Below are 17,658 nucleotides of genomic sequence, written 5' to 3' on the forward strand. Positions count from 1 at the left end.
AATTTTACCGCAAAGTGCGCTAAGGTATTTTTATTCTGAGCGTAAGCATAATCTATATTTTAAGTTCGCAAAGCTTTATCTACACAGAGCTTTGTGAACTTTTCATTTTAATGACTCTTAAAAAAAACTTCGCGTACTTTGCGTAAACCTTTGCGTTCTTTGCGTAAATTTTATTTTACCGCAAAGTGCGCTAAGGTATTTTTATTCTGAGCGTAAGCATAATCTATATTTTAAGTTCGCAAAGCTTTGCGTAAATTTTATTTTACCGCAAAGTGCGCTAAGGTATTTTTATTCTGAGTGTAAGCAGCATCTATATATTAAGTTCGCAGAGCTTTATCTACACCAAGCTTTGTGAACTTTTCATTTTAATGACTCTTAAAAAACTTCGCGCACTTTGCGTTAACCTTTGCGGTTAGATTAAGTTCAAAGTAAAGCAACCTGAAACTTGAAACATGAAACAATTTTTTCTACGCCAATCCTTTCGGAAAACGATCTAAAACTAAATTGAGCTGTAAATTATGCTCTAAATAAGCTTTTGCACCAGCTAAAACTAACGTAAAACCTTCTGTTGAATTGCGAACCTGATCGATTATTTTATCGACATCTCCTTTTAAACCGGAGTTTGTAATACTCACAAAAGTTTCATTTTCATTTAATGGACTAAAAACCCATTCCACCAAAGTAAGTTCGTCGGGATTTCCCCATTCGATTACAATTTTTTTGTTTTCCTGCAAAACCAATGTCGTTACAGTAAGCGAGAAACCATACATTTCCCATGTCCAGTCGGTTTTTTGGTTTTCTTCTAATTTTCCGGAACCTTTGGTAAACCAAAATTTACTGGTTATTTCCGGATCAATAAAAGCCTGAAAAACTTCTGAAACAGGTTTTCTAATCAGCATTTCGGCTTTTGCGTATTTGTTGTTTTCTGTTTTCATGATTTTAGATATAAAATTTGAGAGATGAAAAGAGAGTTGTTTTTTTGGACTCCTAATGTAAGAAAAAATCTTAGAATACTGGGCTAATAAAAAATCCAGATAAACGAAATTTATCTGGATTTAGAAGTATTGACTGAGTTTGTTAATCTCTTATAGTTGTTTTGTCGTGCAAAGCAATTTCGGCAATTTCATCCTTACGCTTAAAACTCACTCCCTGATGTTGTTGCATGTATCGAATGAGATCGTTTGCCGCTTTTACCATTTGCGGGGTTCCGCCAATACGATCATGAAAACTAATTGACATTTGTCGGCGTTGTGTTTCGCTTTCAGCATATAATTGATCAAATTCCATTTTAACTTGTTGTAGAAACTGATCTGCTGAAAAGTTTTTTCCTTCAATTAAAACAATATCATTACAACGAATAGTATACGGAACTACGGCAAAATCTTTATTTTTTACCTGAATTATAAACGGTTCATCGCGACTAAGGTCATCAATATGGTATTTAAAACCAAGTTCTTGCAAGATGTCAAGCGTGTTTTGCCCTCTTCGCAGCCAGTTTGCATTATAACCAACGGGAGTAAAACCTGTGACTTTTTTTATGGCATCAACTCCGTCTTTTATGAATTTCTTTTCTTCATCATAAGGCATTGTATATTGAGTGCTCCAGCTCATTCCGTGTGCGGCCGCTTCATGACCTCTTTGCACAATTTCTTTGGCTAGTTCCGGATTTTTTAAAACGGCAGTTCCAACCATGTGCGAAGTAACTTTTACACCCAGTTTATCCCAGTTGTCCAGCATGCGCGGAACACCTTCTTTATATCCGTATTCGTACCAGGTTGCTGCGGGAAGGTCAATGTAACCTTTTTGTATATTTTGAGGAAAAGGACTTTCGGCATTTTGTGGTTGTCCTCCGGCTTCAAATTGCATAGAAATAGACACAATTAATTTGGAACCGTCTGCCCATTTTGTTTTTTGCGGAGTAAAAACCGGAGCATTTTTTGAAACTTCCGAAAATGTTTCCAGTGGATTCATCATTCCAACCATGCCAATAATACCAGTTTGTTTAATAAAATTTCTTCTTGAGCTCATGATTATTATTTTTTAATTAAAGTATCAATTGCCCAACTATTATAAGCAACAAAATGCAGTAGTAAGGCAAAAATAGCAATGTGAATTAATTGTGACGGAATGGCTTCCCAATTCTCAATCATTGAGGTGCCAAACAATAACGCCAGCATAACAACAGCTCCGGCAATTAAAGAGGGTCTTGTAAATATACCTAATAATAAGCAAAGTCCGATGGCAAATTCGGCTATAGGTAAAATGTAACTAAAAGGTGTTACGATAATTTTTGGCAGCATTGAATTTTCAAAACTACCAATCATCCAGTTGCTAAAAGTAGTCAGTTTTGGTAGTCGGACTAAGCCGTGGCCAAACATACTGATGGCTATAGCGACACGTAATAATAAAAAAGAGGTTGTTTCCATTTTGTATAATTTTATAGTACAAAGTTGCAGATAACATCTTTCTTGTATTTGTATAATCATTGGAATAATTTGTATTTTTACAGGATGGAAATTCGAAATTTATATCATCCTTTTGAACTGCAATTTCTGGAAGTTTCAGAATATGAAGCTAAGGAACGTAAAAACACATTTTTTGAAATGGTTTTTGTTTTGGAAGGCAAAGGAGTTCAGATCATCAACGATCATCGGTTACCTTATGCTGAAAATAAATTATTCTTGATTTTTCCACAGGATACGCACAGTTTTGAAGTTACAGAAAAAACAAAGTTTTTCTTTATCAGGTTTCACGACAGTTATCTAAAAACTCAAAGCAACGACTGGATTCAGAAGCTGGAGTTTATTTTTCATAATCACAATCATCTTCCTGGTTGTATTTTAAAAACAATATCAGATAAACCTTTAATCAGAGCGATGATTGAAGGTTTAATTAGAGAAGAAAACAATAGATTTCCGCAACAGCAGGAAGTAATCAAACAAATTCTGAATACGATTATTACCATTGCTGCACGGAATATTTCGCTTATTACACCTCCAAATACAAGTTTACCGAATATAACGCCAAATTTAGATTTATTGAATTATGTTCATCAGCATATCTATCAGCCCGATCAGTTGAAAGCGTCGAATATGGCAGCTGTCTTTAATGTTTCCCCAACGTATATAAGTGAATATTTTAAAACTAAAACGGGTCAAAGTATTCAGCAATATAGTATTGCTTATAAGATAAAATTAATCGAAACGAGATTAAAATATACTAATATGCAAATCAACGAAATTGTGTACGAATTTGGTTTTAGCGATGCAAGTCACCTGAATCGACTGTTTAAGAAATATACAGGCTTGAATCCTAGTGACTATAAGAAACAGGTTAAAAGTTAATAGTTATGAATTATGAGTTATGAATTATAATTGTATTTAACTCTTGACTTATCACTCATAACTCATAATTCAATTTTAAACTTTATCCTTCTCAATCCATTTTCCAACGGTTGGCGGGGTGTAATTTTTCATTTGGTTTAATAAATCATCTATATCTTCACTTACCAAAAGCATCTTTTGATTGGCTTCTTTTAATAAACCTTTTTCGGTCATGGTTTTTAGTAATTCTAAAAGTGCATCATAATAGCCGTTAACGTTTAAAACCGCAATTGGTTTTTTATGAAGTCCTAATTGCGCCCAGGTTAGCATTTCAAAAAGTTCTTCAAGCGTTCCAAAACCTCCGGGAAGCGCAATTACGCCATCGCATAAATCATTCATTTTAGTTTTTCGTTCGTGCATGCTTTCTACCAGAATTAATTCGGTTAAGCCTTTGTGCGCAATTTCTTTAGATCTTAAAAAATCCGGAAGAACACCAATTACTTTTCCGCCTGCGTTTAATGTTCCATCCGCGACAGCGCCCATTAAACCCACATTGGCACCACCATATATTAAGGTTATATTTTGCTCAGCAAGAGTTTTGCCCAATGCTACAGCTTGTTCTTCATAAATTTTGTCTGTGCCAAAACTTGAGGCACAAAAAACAGTAATGCTTTTCATTTTTTATTTTTCTATTTGATAAACAAAATTATAACGCGAAGGCTCATTGTAATAAGCAACTTCTAATTCGTCAATTTTTTTTGCACCTAATTTTTCAATAGCTTTTTGAGAACGGTAATTTTCTGAACCAATATGAAAATTCACTTTGTCTACAGACTGAAAGGAATAATCCAGCATCATTTTTTTTACCTGAGCATTAAAACCTGTTCCCCAAAATTTTCTTCCATAAAAAGTGTAGCCAATAAAAATACTTTTATTCTCAGGCTCATAGTCATAAAAACGGGTACTTCCGGCAACTTCATTTGTAGCTTTATCAATAATAAGAAACGCGCCTTTGCTTTGCATTGCACCTTCAAAAAAGTTTAGAAACACCTCTCTTTCATAACGGTTTTTATTAGGATGTTGTTCCCAGATTAAAGGATCTGAAGCAACTTGATAGAGTTTTTCAAAATCAGTTTCTTGTAACGGAACCAATTTTACAGCTTCATTTTCTAATATTTCCGGTTGTAGTTTTAGTGTTGATGTTTTCATTTTTTTTAGTTTTTGTGTTTTTTCCGAAGATTAACGGATTAAAACAATTTAAATTTGTTTGATCTGAACACAGGAAACATTTTCCATTTTGATTTTCCCCCCTGTCTTTTTAAGCATTCCGGTTGTTGTGTTTCTTCTAAAAACAATTACGTTTCCTGTAATAACATTGGTCGCAATTAAGAATTTTCCGCTTTCATCAATTGCAAAAATTCTCGGATGTTTTCCTAAAGTCGATTGATAGCCAATGTTTTTCAAAAGACCATTTTCAGCAATAGTAAAAATAGCGATATTGTTTTCTTTTCCACGGTTTGTGGCGTATAGAAATTTTCCGTCGGGAGAAATATGAATATCAGAACTTTCAAAACCCTCTTTTATTTGGTCAGGATGCGTATTAATTCTTTGGATTTTTTTGAGCGTTCCGTTTTCATAATCGTAAACACTAATTGCGCCTGCCATTTCTTCAATACAATAACCAAATTTCTGATTGGGATGAAAAGTAAAATGTCTTGGTCCGGCTTCTAAATCAGTTTTGGTAAAAGGGTTTTCTGTTTCTTTTAAAGGTTCTTTCAGAGTTTCATCAAATGCATAACAACGAATTTTATCTGCACCTAAATCGGGTAAAAACAAGTAATCGAACTGAGGCGAAAATACCGCCGAATGAACATGCGATCTTTCTTGTCTTTCTTTGTTCACGCTTCCGTCGGTATATTGAAAGTTTTGTGCCAAAGCACCAATTTGTCCATTTTCTAAAATAGGATGAACAGAAACACTTCCTTCGGTATAATTGGCATTTACCAGCCATTTCCCATTTTTATGTACCGAAACATAAACCGGGTTTTCGCCTCCACTTGATTGTTTATTCAAAAAAGTTAAGGTTTTATTCTCAGGATTAAACTCAAAACTGCTGATACTTCCTGCGTTTGGTGTTTTGGTTTCTGTGCACGCATAAACATATTTTCCGTTTGGAGAAAGGGTCAGATACGAAGGATTAATGACATTTTTTACCGAAGTTACTTTAATTAGTTTTCCTTTTAAAGTATCCAATTGATAAACCTGAATCGATTCTGTTTCTTTATCACGGTTATAAGATCCCAGAAAAACATACGTATTTTGAGAAAATAGATTAAAAGTGACCAGAAAGGCAATGGCAAAAAAGTTGATTTTTAGTTTCAATGGTTTGTTTTTTTGGATATTATTATTTGGAATGAAGCGGAAATCTAAAGCCAAATACGGCAAGTTCGCCCTGCATAAAGTCAAGATTTTCATCTCTTTTAAAACCAATATTTTCATACATTGCCCATGCAGTTTTCATGGCTAAAGTAGAATGAATAATAATTTGTTTTCGGTTATTTTCGGTCGCTTTTCTAATGCATTCCAATGTCAGAAGTTTGCCAATTCCTTTTCCTCGAGTGTTAGAATCAACGCCTAGTAATCGAAATCCTGCTGAATTTTGTTCTTTTGTTGCAATGCCGCCCGAGCCATAATATTGCATATCATTAAAATAGACAACAGCGCCCGCAATGGTATTGTTTTCATCAACTGCTACTAAAAGTTCTGTTTCGGGATATTCGGTAAAGGCGCCAATATTGGCCAGCATTTTATAATAATTCGGTTGCTCGTTTTCTTTCGGGAAACCGTCTAATTGTGAATATACACGAATAAGTAGTTTTCCGATTTCTTCAAATTCTAATGGATTTGCATTTCTAATAGTATATTTAAATGTACTCATAGTATTTTTAATTTATCCCTTTCCACCACTGTTTAAACTCTTGCTTTTCGTTTTTTAGTTCCACTTTTTCCCCAATCATTGGCGTAATTAATGGGATCGGATTTGGGGATAAGCTATTGAGTTCGGTTACATTTACCAAAGGTTCGTCCCAGGAGTGTAGTGACAAAGCAAATTTGGAAGAGTGAACCGGAAATACTCTTTTTGTATTTAAATCTTTCATAGCTTTTATAACATCTTCGGGCATGTTGTGAATGTATTTCCAGTTTTTGTTGTACTGGCCATTATCAATTAATGCAATGTCAAAAGGACCGTATTTTTCGCCAATTTCAGCAAAATGAGTATCGTAACCGCTGTCTCCGCCCAAATACATTTTGAAGTTTTTGCTTTGAAGAATAAAAGAAGTCCAGAGTGTATTACATCTTTTAAAACTTCTTCCAGAGAAATGTCTTGACGGAGCTGTATGCAAGGTTAAGTTTTGATCTAGTTCTATTTTTTGATACCAGTCTTTTTCGATGATATTTTCTGAGGCAAAACCCCAGAATTCAAAATGCGAACCAACGCCAAGAGCGGTAATTACTTTTTTTGTTTTAGGTTTCAATTTTAGAATTGTATCATAATCCAGATGGTCGTAATGATCGTGCGTTATTAGTAAATAATCAATTTCCGGTAAATCTTCAACAGTGTAAATATCAGTTCCTTTAAATGACTTTGTGGTGCCGGGAATAGGAGAGGCGTTACCACTGAAAACGGGATCTATTAGAAAGCGCTTTCCTTCCAATTGTATAAAATAAGACGAATGTCCAAACCAAATTAAAATATCCTGATCTAAAGGGAGTTCTAACAAATTGGTTTTTACTGACGGGATTAAATCTTTCGGCGTTTTTCTGTCTACTTTTTTAAAGAAGAATTCAGTTAAAACTTCAAAATAACTGGCTCCTTCGGCAAGATCGGGTGTAAAACTTTGATTTTCGAATTTTCCGTTTTTATACTGAGACGATTTTTGAATTAAAGCTAATCTTTCGCCGGATGGCGCTTTACCAAATTTCGGATGCTGTAAAAAGCTGTAAATAAGAAGAACTATTACTAATACTAGAATTAAGAATGTAACCATTTTTATTTTTGGGGATATAATTTTTGAACTTCTTCAATTGAAACTGAAATGATTTTTTTTAAGATTTCGATATCAATATCAGCTAATTTCTTAATATAAATACATGCTTTTGAAACTTTGTATTTGCCCAGATTTAAAAAAAGTTCTTCTCTTTTTTCTTCCGACAAATAAAAATAAACGGTTGTTGCTGCTTTTCTTGGAGAAAAAGCTGCCAATGGCGCATCGCCTTCATGTCCGGTGGCATATTTGTAATGGTAACTTCCAAAACCAATAATACTTGGTCCCCACATTTTAGGCTCAAAACCGGTAATCTCTTTCATTATTTTTACCAGTTCAAACGTATCATTTCTTTTTGCTTCGCTCTCTACAGCATTTATAAAATCGATAATGCTGCTCTCGGTTTCTGTGGTTTTATTTTTTGCCATTACTTTTATTTTTGATTCAATAAGCCGCTTTTTAAGAGTATATCTTTGATTTTAAATTCAGATATATAAAACAAATCAGAATTTGCATTCATTTGATTTTCTAAAGCAATTATGCTCACATCGCTTTCCGGATAATATAAATTTACAGAAGAAAATCCATCGCCTAAGCCAGTATGTCCGTAGTATTTTGGAGTTTCTTTATCTACAACTCTAAGTCCGTAGCCGTATCCTACTTTATCTTTGCCAAAAAGATTATGTTGCGCTAAAATATCGTATTGCAACATTAATTTATAACTCTCCGGTTTTAGGATTTTTCCATGATGAAGGTTTTTGTTCCAGATGGTAAGATCATTTACAGTTGAGATAATTCCGCACGAAGGTGCTTTGTAGGGCGTTATTAAAACGTTTTCCGCTTTTTCTAACTTATTATTGTTATTGATATAACCTGAAACTAAATTTCGGTTATGGTCTTTCAAATAACAAAAAGTATTGTTCATTTTAAGTTTTTTAAAAAGCGCGCTGGTCAATTCCGGATATGTTTTTTTAGATACAGCTTCAAGAATCTGACCTAATATCGGATAACCTTCATTGCCATATTTAAATTGGGTCCCGGGTTTAAAAAGCAAAGGTTTTTGTAAATCAACGATTCCGTGTGTATGATTTAATAGTTGATGAACGGTTATTGTATCTGCCCAGGTTTGTTTTAAATTGGGTAAATATTTTTTTATTGGAGCTTTAAGATCAATTTTGCCTTGTTCCAATTCTTTCAAAATCAAAACTGCTGTAATTTGTCTGGTGTTTGACATGATTTCGAATTGACTGTCTAAATCTAAAGGTTTTTTGGTATCAAAATCTGCAAAACCTTTTGCTTTAGAATACATTATTTTTCCGCCTTTTGAAATCAAAACCGCACCATTAAAAATTGGAGTGGTATTTTGAATTAAACTGTCAATTTGTACCGTATAATTGTCTTGTTTTTGTGCCGAAGAATTACAGCTTAAAAAGATAAATGTAAGAGATAATAAAGAAGAGAATTTCAAAAGAGGGCTCATTGATTTTTGTTTGTAGTTTATCGTTTATTGTTTATTGTTTGTTGTTTTGTGGGGATTTTCAACTTTGATTGAAAACGTAATTAGAACATTCCGTGTTCGTTAATGGTTTCTTTTGGAATGGGTTGCCCTAAATCCCAAAGTTCTACAATTTTTTCTCCTTTAAATTTTAAGATATGAACTACGGCAAATCCTAAATCTTTGGAGTTTTGTTTTAAATGTGAATGAACAACGACCAGGTTTCCATCTTCTAAAATATGATGAATTTTAAAAATCTTATTTGGGTTTGTTCTGGATGATTCTTCCATTGCCAGCATCAGCGTATCGGCGTCGCCTTTAAAATAAGCATTATGATGTTTGAATTTTTTGCCCACATGTATCCGAAATGCTTCATGAGAATGCCCATTTGCAGCGAGTTTTAAAAAGTCCTGGGCAATTTCTTTCCGGGTCATAATCGTTAGTTAAAAAAGTAAACTAAGTTATGAAATTTTGAAGTATGTTTTGAATTAAAACAAAGTGAAATCCTGAAAGTTTTTTAGTGTGTTTCTGGGTTAATTTCAGATAAATCGATTCCTAATTTCTCGAATTCTTTTTGTCCTAAATCTGTGATATAAAAATGTTTGTCGGCAGGGTTTTTTCTGGCAATCCATCCTTTTTCTTCAAAAGTTATGGCGAGCAATTGACCAAGTTTTCCACCAATATGGCTGTAACACATTTTTGCGGGTTTAACAGCATCTAATTTCTTACTCATTATGCTAAAGTTGGCTTTTTTGTGCAAGTTAATTTCAAGGCAAGATAGGCCATCGGAATATAAGCAAAAAGCAAATCGATCACTGTAAACAATATTGGCGACGGCAGTGAACAAACACTAACTATTCCGCCCAGTAAAAAGAAAGCTCCGATAACCAGCGCCAGCTTTTTTTTATGATTAAAAGCCAGTAACGCGGTTATCGCAGCTCCTGTAAATGTTCCTATAGCGTGTGCCAAAAAAGGAAAAAGAAAGTGTTTTGCTTCAAATAAATGCATGGTGGCTTTGAGGCTTTCCATTGTTGAATTATCAGCTCCTTCCGGAAGCGGAATAATTGAACCGCTTATTAAAATTATACTCATATTGACAAGACTTCCAACAATAATTCCGGCAAAAACAGCCAGTGTATTTCTTAAAACAGGGTTCATAAACATTAATTTTTTAATTGCACTAATTTATGAAATAAAGTAATTGATAAACTAAAATTTATTATTTGAACTTTAATTAAAGGATTGTCTGAATTCTAATGGCGAGGTATTTGTTTTAGTTTTAAACAATTTACTAAATGATTGCTGATGCTCAAAACCCAATTCAAAGGCAATTTCACTAATTGATAAATTGGTCGTCGAAAGTTTTTCTTTAGCTTTTTCGATCAGTTTGTTATGAATATGTTGCTGTGTAGTTTGACCTGTCAGCATTTTTAATAATGCACTCAGATAATTGGGTGAAATATTTAGATTTTCTGCAATGTAATGCACAGTTGGTAAACCTTTTTTAGCCAATAAATCATCTGAAAAGTAATCATCAAGTAATTTTTCTAAACGCGCAAGAATTTGATGATTGCTGATTTTTCGGGTAATGAATTGACGATTATAAAATCGCTCCGCATAGGTTAGAAATAATTCAATTTGGGCGATAATAACGTCCTGACTGAACTTGTCTATGTTGGATTGGTATTCGTGCTGAATGTTCTTAATAATATCGATCAGCATATTTTCTTCTTTATCAGAAAGATGAAGCGCTTCGTTTACTGCATAACCAAAATAATCGTATTGTTTGATTTTTTGTGCAAGTGGTGTATTCCATAGAAAATCAGGATGAATCAATAAAGACCATCCTGTGTGCTGCATTTCGGCATTACCTTCTACAGAAAAAACCTGTCCAGGCGAAAGAAAAATCAAAGCCCCTTCTTTAAAATCATATTCCTGCTGGCCATAACGCATTATTGCATTAGCATTTCTTTTTAATGCAATGGAATAAAAATCAAGCATTAAACTTTTTGGTTCCTCTTTATTGAGAAACTTAAGATCTTCAAAATTATAAACACTCACTAAAGGGTGTTGTGGTTTTGGCAAATCCCGAAACTGATGAAATTCGCTTATCGATTTAAATCGAAGTGGTTGTTGATTTGCCATACTACAAGGTACTTATTTTTGGTTATAAATTTCAGCAAATTCTTTGGCATAATCAGCCAGTTTTGTTTTCCCTAAAATGGCAGGTCGGTTTTGTTTATAATCTTCTCCAAGTAAACCATTGTTTAATGCGGCGTACATTTCAACCAAACCTTTAGCGATTTTGGGCTGTATCCCGATAGAAATTAATCCGTTTAAAACTTCATCATCACTAATTAAAATCCATTTTAAATCTGGAACTCCAATGGCATCACCAAGAATTTTTGCAGTTTGATCTCCCGAAAGTTCTTCGCTAGAAACGTAACGTATTTTTCTTCCGTCAAGCGGAGTTGCCAATTCTTCGGCAATAGCTTCTGCAATATCATTTGGAGAAACCCACGGAATTAATTCATCTGCACCATAATTTACAGCAATACATCCCTGTGTTTTTATCATTGGAATGTAAGCCAGCAAATTGTAATAAAAAGAAGTTGGACGCATAAATGTAATGGAAACATCTGAAAGCTGATTTAAAACTGCTTCAATTTCATTATAACGTTCAATAATTCCTGAATTTTGTTCTAAATGAGCTCCAATACTGCTTAAAAATACGACACGTTTTACGCTGGATTTTGTGATCGCTTCAGCATAGTTATGACCAATTTCGCGTGTAAATGCATCCAGATCAAGATTAGGATCGAAATAATTTGCACGCGGAATCATGCAATATACGGCATCTGCTCCAGTGAAGGTTTGAGTTAAAAACGACACATCATTTACAGAACCAATTGCGGCAAAAGCACCAAGTTGTTCAATTTCTGGTTGTCTTTCGATGCTGCTTGCGATTACTGTAACAGAATGCCCCTGATCAATTAATCTTTTAGCTAAAGGCTTGCTAATGTTTCCTAAAGAACCTGTAATTATAATTTTCATACTACTATTTTTTTGATGTTACAAAGTTGCAATGCATCAGTCAAATAGATGTAGCCAAATCTATGATTAGCTTAGTCGAAAATTGGAATATGATTTTATATTTTATTTTGATGATAGTTTTTTCTCGTTTGCAGTTTGTGGTTTTCCCGTTGCATTTGGATTGCCTTTTCCGGTTTCAATTAGATTTTTTAAACTCTTCTCAATATAATTGGTCCAGCCGCCTACGCAAATTTCATAGCACTCGTATTCTGAGGTTAAGCCAAAATGTGTAAATTTAAGTTCTGTTTTTCCATTTTTTTCTGAGATCTCAAATGTTGGTTTTGTATTGGTCCACTCGGTTTCGTCTTCTGTAAATTTGAAATAGTTGTGTTCTATTAACCAAACAATCTTCTGATTTGGAATTACTTCAATCAGTTTTACTTTACAGCGGTGAACATCTTCATAATGATATTCAAATTCGTCGTTGAGTTTGGCTGTATTTCCTTCTATTTCTTCCGACCACCAACCGCGAACATTTGTTATTGCAGTAAAAACTTCTGCAGGAGACTGATTGACTAGTATTGTTGTAGTAAAATCTGTTGCACTCATTTTTCTTGATTTTAGAAATTAGTTATACAAATTTACTTCCTTATTTTCAATATGTTAAGGTGTGTAAAAGACAAAAATAAGGGGTGATTCAGACAAAAGGATACGATTCTAAGCGAAATAGCTTTTAATGTTGGTTATAATTTCTTCAATTTTAGAAAGATGATCCGCCATTACTTTTTCAAGTTCAAGAGTTCCTCCCAAAATCAGCATTTCTTTATTCTTAAAACGTTTTCCAAGACGATCTTCCAGCATAATGTTTTCCATACTTTGAGCAATTTCAATTTCAACTAAAAAATCATTTGGATGACCAGCAGTGCAAATAACTATTCCGCAGGGAATGGTTTTCATTTTAGGATATTGCTCAGTTTGTCCGTACGCATAACCAACAGAATATACCCGATCAAACCAGCCTTTTAACTTTGCCGGGCAATCGCTCCACCAAACCGGATAAAGAAAAATGATACAATCTGCTTTTTCAATTTTTTGCTGTTCGCTTAATACATCTGCCGGAATTGGAAGCTGAAGTTTAGCAAATCCTTCTCTGTCATATTCTTCTTCAGACATATCACTCTGAAAATTAGAAGCATATAAATCGGAGACTTCTAAATTCCAGTTTTGCTTTAAAATAATGATTTTTAACCGCTCTAAAATCTGAAATGTGTAGGATTTTTTACTTGGGTGGCTGTATACGATTAAAATGTTCATAAGGAGTAGTTTTAGTTTTAGAAAGTTTTTTAAAACAAAAAAAGCTATATTAAAATTACGAATAATATTCAAAAGTTATGAAACACAATTTACTTTAGCCGAATTAATTCTCCTTTGCGTTTTACGATGTTTTTATAATCCCATTGAATCGTTCTTGCTTTCTCGAGCCATCTTTTTAAATCTTCAATATTGATTTGGTCAACATGTGTAAAACGAGCTTCGGCAGCCTTGAAACTTCCTTCATTTTGGAGTCCGCTTTCATCGAAAGACTGACCGCTCCAAAATAATAACCTTACAGAATCTTTTAGTTTGCTGTACCCCACAACAGGATTTCCATCTAAAAACCAAACGGGATGCCTGTGCCAGATTTTATTTTCTGCTTCCTGCAAAAAGGCATTGATTTCGGTACTCAGCACATCGCATATTTTTTTGTCTTCAATGCTCTGTAAATCGTTATAGGCTGTGATTTCAGGATTCATTATTTTGATGGTTTAAGTTTACTAAATAGAATGTAAGTTCCGTTCTCTGAATTTCCTTTTTCTTTTGCTGCAAAACCTTTTCTTTCATAAAATGCTACAGCTTTAGTATTTTTTTCGAGACATTTTAAACTAAGTGGATATCCAATTTTATGAATTGTTTCTTCTAATAATTTGGTTCCTATTCCTTTGTCCTGATAATCCTGATCAATATATAAATTATGAATAAAATTCGTTGGCATCCAGATCGAAATAAAACCAACCGGAATAGCATCCAGCAGCGCAACAAGAATAAATTCTCCCTGAGTATGTTTGTCAAAATCTTCCAGCGAAAATGCTGAAATATCAAGCCAGGTAAACGTGTTTTGTCTTTCTTTCAGAAATAAAACCCTTAAACGATCGCAATCGTCTTTTCTAATTTCTCTTATTTCTATTTCAGAATTAGATTTGGGGTTTTTATTTAAATAGTTTTGATTCATTTTCGAGCATTTTTTCGATGTTAAAATAAATGCCGTCGACTTGATACTTTCCTTTTTCAAAGCTTAGATAATCGCAATGATCTACCAAAGATTGTGATTTGGACTCTACGTCAAAAAGCTGTAAAATAACATATTCGTGTTCTACTAATAAGACATGAAATCCGGTTTCGCATTTTTTGCCATCACCCGATGAGAAAATGGCGTTTATAATATTGTGAAATTTAAAAGCAGTTACTTTAGCCGCATTTTCGTCTCCTTTTAGATGATAAATGTAGGTAAGGTAATTAAGCTGACTCAGATCAAATGGAAATTCACTTAGAGAATGATTTGCCAATTTGATAATTTCATCATAATCTGCTGTGTCTAGTTTTTCTTTATTGTAAAACTCTTTTAGTTTTTTTTCGTCTGAAGATTTCCAAAATGCATTGTATTTGGGCTGAAAAACATATCCAAAGTACAAATGGCGAAATTCTTCCTGATTTAAAAGTGTGTCATTTTTAACTAAGCGATCCATTAAATTAGGATAAAAGAACGCCGATTTTTTATCGTTAATTACTTTTTCAATCGCTTTATAATCCGGAATAGAAAAACCCGGCGCTTGTTGTGCTAAACATGTATTGGTAATAATAAAAACAAGTAGTAACGCAATTTTTCTGATCATACTTTACAGGTTTAAAATGATAATGGTTTGGAATGAGTTAAGTTACAAAATATTTAGTCTCATTTTATTCTATTATCCATTTTCCTTGTTCTTTTGCAAGATCGATTAATTTCTGTCCTTGTTCGGTCATTAAATTTTCGGCAATCATTCGTTCTGCTCTTTCTATATTTGGTTTGCTCCATTTGCTGGTTTTAGGATTGCGGTGCGAGAAAGTTAAATAAAAGCTTTCTCCATCACGTTTTTTGCACAAACTATCGATCCATCCAAAACATAAAGCTTCTTCTGTGGCTTCGACTAAATTGATGCTTGGAGTTTTGCTTTTTTTATGAAATAAAATCAGCCAAACCGATTTTTCATTGGCGCTGTTTTCTGTTAGCCATTTTCTCCATTCCGCTCTGGTTTCAGCATAAACAGCCAGTTTTCCGTCTTTTGTTTCCATACCTTAATTATTTTTTTGGTCTAAAATAGTCAGGTAATGTGTATTGGTCATTATTCCCAGAATGTTACCGAACGGATCAATTACCGAGGCAGTTACAAAAGCCATTTTACCACCGCTTCTGTCAATTACAGGTTCGTAGATTGTGGCACCTTTTGAAAGAAGGATTTCGAGTGTTTTTTCTAAATCGTCAACATGCCAGTAGGCTATAGCTCCGCCTGGATTTTGAGAGGCATTTTTTGGAGCATAGTTGCTGTCGATAATTCCTAATTCATGTTGATAATCTCCAAGACGAAATTCAACATATCCCTGTACTTTAAAATAAGGCTCTATATTTAAAAATTCGCTGTACCATTGTGCTGCTTTTTCGACATCTGCGGCATAAAAGCTTATGGTAGATAAACCACGTAATACTGTTGTGTTTTCCATTAGTTCAATTTTTTAATTTTATATTTTATAAAGGTAAAATGAGCTTATGACAACTGTTTGTCAGTAGTAAAAATAATATTAAAATATTGAATATTAGAATTATAAGTTTTGAATGTAAAAAAAATCGGATCTGTTTTGCAGATCCGATTTTTGAATTTAAGGATTAAAAATCCTAAAGCTGAGTAACTTTTCCTGTGTGTACATCGTATCGCATAGAAACAACTGTTGCTTTATGTTCCTTTACAATAGGATTGTCCTGAATTAATTTTGCCGAATGTTTGATATTAGCATCAATTGCGCCTAAATAGTTGGTGGCTTTTGGAGTTGCTTTATCAGCTTCAATTTCTTCGCTTTCGTTTGAAATCGTTTCTACAATATCATCAATATGCGAAAAATGTTTTTTGTAAGCACCATCTTTATCGTTGATATAAGCTTTAACGGCACCACATTCTGTATGACCCAAAACCACGATTAATTTTGTATCCAGATGTTCAATTGCATATTCGATGCTTCCCATATCGATGTTCGAAATAAGATTTCCCGCGTTGCGTATTACAAACAAATCTCCAAGTCCCTGATCAAATACAATTTCGGGAGAAACTCTGCTGTCTGAACAGGTAATTATTACGGCAAAAGGTTTTTGGCTGTTTTGATTATCAAGTACCGCAGTTTTGTTTTGATGGGGATGAAGTGTTTTTTCATTTAAAAATCGTTCATTGCCCGCTGTCAACTGCTCTAAAGAAGTTAAAGTATCTTTCTGAGTATTAGAATTTATTTTCTTTTCGTTTTGTTTTTTACAACCAAAAGCAGAAAAAACAATAAGAGCTACTAGTATAATTTTTGTTTTCATGTTATGATTTTTTAGTTTATTATCAATTATCAATTGATTCCTATTGATTGAATAAGCTGCAAAATTATTACGGTTCTTAGGTAAAAAAGGGCACTAGAAGTTTTTTTTATATTATAAAAGTTCGTTTTTAAAGACGTTGAAAGTGTGGGTAAGTTGTGCTGTAAAATCGTTTGTGTATTTGCCAGTCGTATCTAAATCGGGATCGAGAATAGTGATTTCTAGTCCGGTTAATTTTTTACTTTGAAACAAATAGGAGGTAAGTTCATTAAATTCGTTATAGGTAAGTCCGTCCGGAGTTCTGCTGTCTACGCAAGGCATTACAGCATCATTTAAAACATCAACATCTATATGAAGCCAGAATCCGTCAAGATTTTTATTTTCTATTTCTGATAAAAATAATTCAACCGTATTTTTGATTCCTCGTTTTCGTAAAGAATCCAAATTGATGTACGTTGCAGAAGATTTTATGATTTCGTTTTCGTATTCATCATCATATTCCCGATTACCCACACACCAAAGATTTTCTTCTTTTATATAAGGCGATAAATTAAGGATGTTTGTTAATTTATCATGTCCGTTTCCGGTAACTATAGAAGCTGCCATTCCGCCAACGCCGCCAGTTTCGGATAAAGAAACATCCATGAAATCGGTATGACCATCAAGATAAAACAAACCATAATTACCTTTTTGTTTTAAAGCCATGGCCACTCCTAAAAGAATACTGCAATCGCCGCCAAGTATAAAAGGAAATTTATTCTGCGAAAGTAAATTATTAATCAAAAAAGCCTGTTCTCTGGCATAATCAATTAAAGCATTTGTATTTAGAATTTTAGTTTCGGGATCGCGGTCGCTTTTGTATTTTGGAGCATCAAGTCTAATAATTTCTTTTGGATTAATGACTTTATGCAAATTATGTTTCCGAAACCAATCGGGCAGTTTTTTTACACCGGGTTCTTTTCCGGGTTGAGGTTCTTTTAAACCTAAATTTGATGGAAATTCAACAATGTATATTTCTTTCATAATCAGAAGAATAATTGTAAAGTTATGAAAATATAAAGTTTGCTTTTGCAGAATAGATTCAAATAAAAAATCCGACTTGTTGGTACAAATCGGATT

Annotated in this window: 25 protein-coding genes; 1 reads left to right on the forward strand and 24 read right to left on the reverse strand. The window is 33.6% G+C overall.

Annotated elements, in window-relative coordinates:
* Positions 1-467: 467 nt before the first annotated feature.
* The 3 genes from KHA98_RS12045 to KHA98_RS12055 all read right to left on the reverse strand — a co-directional run bounded on the left by KHA98_RS12045 (position 468) and on the right by KHA98_RS12055 (position 2,426).
* On the reverse strand, positions 468-935 hold the full coding sequence (locus KHA98_RS12045) for an SRPBCC family protein (protein ID WP_213258180.1): 468 nt from the start codon (positions 933-935) through the stop codon (positions 468-470).
* Between the two features lie 142 nt (positions 936-1,077).
* Positions 1,078-2,028 carry a polysaccharide deacetylase family protein gene (locus KHA98_RS12050; protein ID WP_213258181.1) on the reverse strand — a complete coding sequence of 317 codons (951 nt, stop codon included), beginning with the start codon at positions 2,026-2,028 and terminating at the stop codon, positions 1,078-1,080.
* 5 nt (positions 2,029-2,033) lie between these two features.
* On the reverse strand, positions 2,034-2,426 hold the full coding sequence (locus tag KHA98_RS12055) for a DoxX family protein (RefSeq protein WP_213258182.1): 393 nt from the start codon (positions 2,424-2,426) through the stop codon (positions 2,034-2,036).
* Positions 2,427-2,510: 84 nt separating this feature from the next.
* Here KHA98_RS12055 and KHA98_RS12060 point away from each other — a divergent pair, with 84 nt between their 5' ends.
* Entirely contained in the window at positions 2,511-3,344 is an 834-nt protein-coding gene (locus KHA98_RS12060) for a helix-turn-helix domain-containing protein (protein WP_213258183.1), read from the forward strand.
* A gap of 75 nt (positions 3,345-3,419) precedes the next feature.
* Here KHA98_RS12060 and KHA98_RS12065 read toward each other — a convergent pair whose 3' ends face one another.
* From KHA98_RS12065 to KHA98_RS12165, 21 genes are all read right to left on the reverse strand, one after another.
* A complete protein-coding gene (locus KHA98_RS12065; protein ID WP_213258184.1) occupies positions 3,420-4,001 on the reverse strand; it encodes an LOG family protein in 582 nt (193 codons plus the stop codon).
* A gap of 3 nt (positions 4,002-4,004) precedes the next feature.
* The gene (locus KHA98_RS12070) at positions 4,005-4,532 is read right to left on the reverse strand and encodes a GNAT family N-acetyltransferase (protein ID WP_213258185.1); all 528 of its coding nucleotides are present in this window, start codon (positions 4,530-4,532) and stop codon (positions 4,005-4,007) included.
* Between the two features lie 48 nt (positions 4,533-4,580).
* Positions 4,581-5,705 (reverse strand): lactonase family protein, encoded by a 1,125-nt coding sequence (locus KHA98_RS12075; RefSeq protein WP_246522305.1) that lies wholly within the window; start codon positions 5,703-5,705, stop codon positions 4,581-4,583.
* 22 nt (positions 5,706-5,727) lie between these two features.
* Positions 5,728-6,261, reverse strand: a complete 534-nt coding sequence (locus KHA98_RS12080) for a GNAT family N-acetyltransferase (RefSeq protein WP_213258187.1) — start codon at positions 6,259-6,261, stop codon at positions 5,728-5,730.
* 7 nt (positions 6,262-6,268) lie between these two features.
* A complete protein-coding gene (locus tag KHA98_RS12085) occupies positions 6,269-7,372 on the reverse strand; it encodes an MBL fold metallo-hydrolase (RefSeq protein WP_213258188.1) in 1,104 nt (367 codons plus the stop codon).
* A gap of 2 nt (positions 7,373-7,374) precedes the next feature.
* Positions 7,375-7,797 (reverse strand): DUF1801 domain-containing protein, encoded by a 423-nt coding sequence (locus KHA98_RS12090; RefSeq protein ID WP_213258189.1) that lies wholly within the window; start codon positions 7,795-7,797, stop codon positions 7,375-7,377.
* Between the two features lie 5 nt (positions 7,798-7,802).
* Positions 7,803-8,849 carry a serine hydrolase domain-containing protein gene (locus KHA98_RS12095; protein WP_213258190.1) on the reverse strand — a complete coding sequence of 349 codons (1,047 nt, stop codon included), beginning with the start codon at positions 8,847-8,849 and terminating at the stop codon, positions 7,803-7,805.
* A gap of 80 nt (positions 8,850-8,929) precedes the next feature.
* Positions 8,930-9,298: a nuclear transport factor 2 family protein gene (locus tag KHA98_RS12100; protein WP_213258191.1), complete on the reverse strand. Its 369-nt coding sequence runs from the start codon at positions 9,296-9,298 to the stop codon at positions 8,930-8,932.
* 83 nt (positions 9,299-9,381) lie between these two features.
* The gene (locus tag KHA98_RS12105; protein ID WP_213258192.1) at positions 9,382-9,597 is read right to left on the reverse strand and encodes an ArsR family transcriptional regulator; all 216 of its coding nucleotides are present in this window, start codon (positions 9,595-9,597) and stop codon (positions 9,382-9,384) included.
* Complete coding sequence (locus KHA98_RS12110) at positions 9,597-10,022, reverse strand: hypothetical protein (RefSeq protein ID WP_213258193.1); 426 nt, start codon at positions 10,020-10,022, stop codon at positions 9,597-9,599. Before KHA98_RS12110 ends, KHA98_RS12105 begins: the two co-directional genes overlap by 1 nt.
* A 72-nt stretch (positions 10,023-10,094) precedes the next feature.
* The gene (locus tag KHA98_RS12115; RefSeq protein ID WP_213258194.1) at positions 10,095-11,009 is read right to left on the reverse strand and encodes a helix-turn-helix domain-containing protein; all 915 of its coding nucleotides are present in this window, start codon (positions 11,007-11,009) and stop codon (positions 10,095-10,097) included.
* Between the two features lie 12 nt (positions 11,010-11,021).
* The gene (locus KHA98_RS12120; RefSeq protein WP_213258195.1) at positions 11,022-11,918 is read right to left on the reverse strand and encodes an NmrA family NAD(P)-binding protein; all 897 of its coding nucleotides are present in this window, start codon (positions 11,916-11,918) and stop codon (positions 11,022-11,024) included.
* Positions 11,919-12,020: 102 nt separating this feature from the next.
* A complete protein-coding gene (locus KHA98_RS12125; RefSeq protein ID WP_213258196.1) occupies positions 12,021-12,506 on the reverse strand; it encodes an SRPBCC family protein in 486 nt (161 codons plus the stop codon).
* A 108-nt stretch (positions 12,507-12,614) separates the two neighbouring features.
* A complete protein-coding gene (locus KHA98_RS12130) occupies positions 12,615-13,211 on the reverse strand; it encodes an NAD(P)H-dependent oxidoreductase (RefSeq protein WP_213258197.1) in 597 nt (198 codons plus the stop codon).
* Positions 13,212-13,300: 89 nt separating this feature from the next.
* Positions 13,301-13,690, reverse strand: a complete 390-nt coding sequence (locus KHA98_RS12135) for a DUF1801 domain-containing protein (protein ID WP_213258198.1) — start codon at positions 13,688-13,690, stop codon at positions 13,301-13,303.
* Positions 13,690-14,166 carry a GNAT family N-acetyltransferase gene (locus KHA98_RS12140; protein WP_213258199.1) on the reverse strand — a complete coding sequence of 159 codons (477 nt, stop codon included), beginning with the start codon at positions 14,164-14,166 and terminating at the stop codon, positions 13,690-13,692. Before KHA98_RS12140 ends, KHA98_RS12135 begins: the two co-directional genes overlap by 1 nt.
* Positions 14,144-14,827: a DUF4919 domain-containing protein gene (locus tag KHA98_RS12145; RefSeq protein WP_246522307.1), complete on the reverse strand. Its 684-nt coding sequence runs from the start codon at positions 14,825-14,827 to the stop codon at positions 14,144-14,146. Before KHA98_RS12145 ends, KHA98_RS12140 begins: the two co-directional genes overlap by 23 nt.
* A 64-nt stretch (positions 14,828-14,891) precedes the next feature.
* Positions 14,892-15,266: a YdeI/OmpD-associated family protein gene (locus KHA98_RS12150; RefSeq protein WP_213258200.1), complete on the reverse strand. Its 375-nt coding sequence runs from the start codon at positions 15,264-15,266 to the stop codon at positions 14,892-14,894.
* A gap of 3 nt (positions 15,267-15,269) precedes the next feature.
* The gene (locus tag KHA98_RS12155) at positions 15,270-15,692 is read right to left on the reverse strand and encodes a VOC family protein (RefSeq protein WP_213258201.1); all 423 of its coding nucleotides are present in this window, start codon (positions 15,690-15,692) and stop codon (positions 15,270-15,272) included.
* A gap of 172 nt (positions 15,693-15,864) precedes the next feature.
* On the reverse strand, positions 15,865-16,542 hold the full coding sequence (locus tag KHA98_RS12160) for a carbonic anhydrase (RefSeq protein WP_213258202.1): 678 nt from the start codon (positions 16,540-16,542) through the stop codon (positions 15,865-15,867).
* 111 nt (positions 16,543-16,653) lie between these two features.
* Entirely contained in the window at positions 16,654-17,562 is a 909-nt protein-coding gene (locus KHA98_RS12165) for an arginase family protein (RefSeq protein WP_213258203.1), read from the reverse strand.
* Positions 17,563-17,658 lie beyond the last annotated feature (96 nt).

It is taken from the genome of Flavobacterium branchiicola, assembly GCF_018383905.1.
Classification (GTDB): domain Bacteria; phylum Bacteroidota; class Bacteroidia; order Flavobacteriales; family Flavobacteriaceae; genus Flavobacterium; species Flavobacterium branchiicola.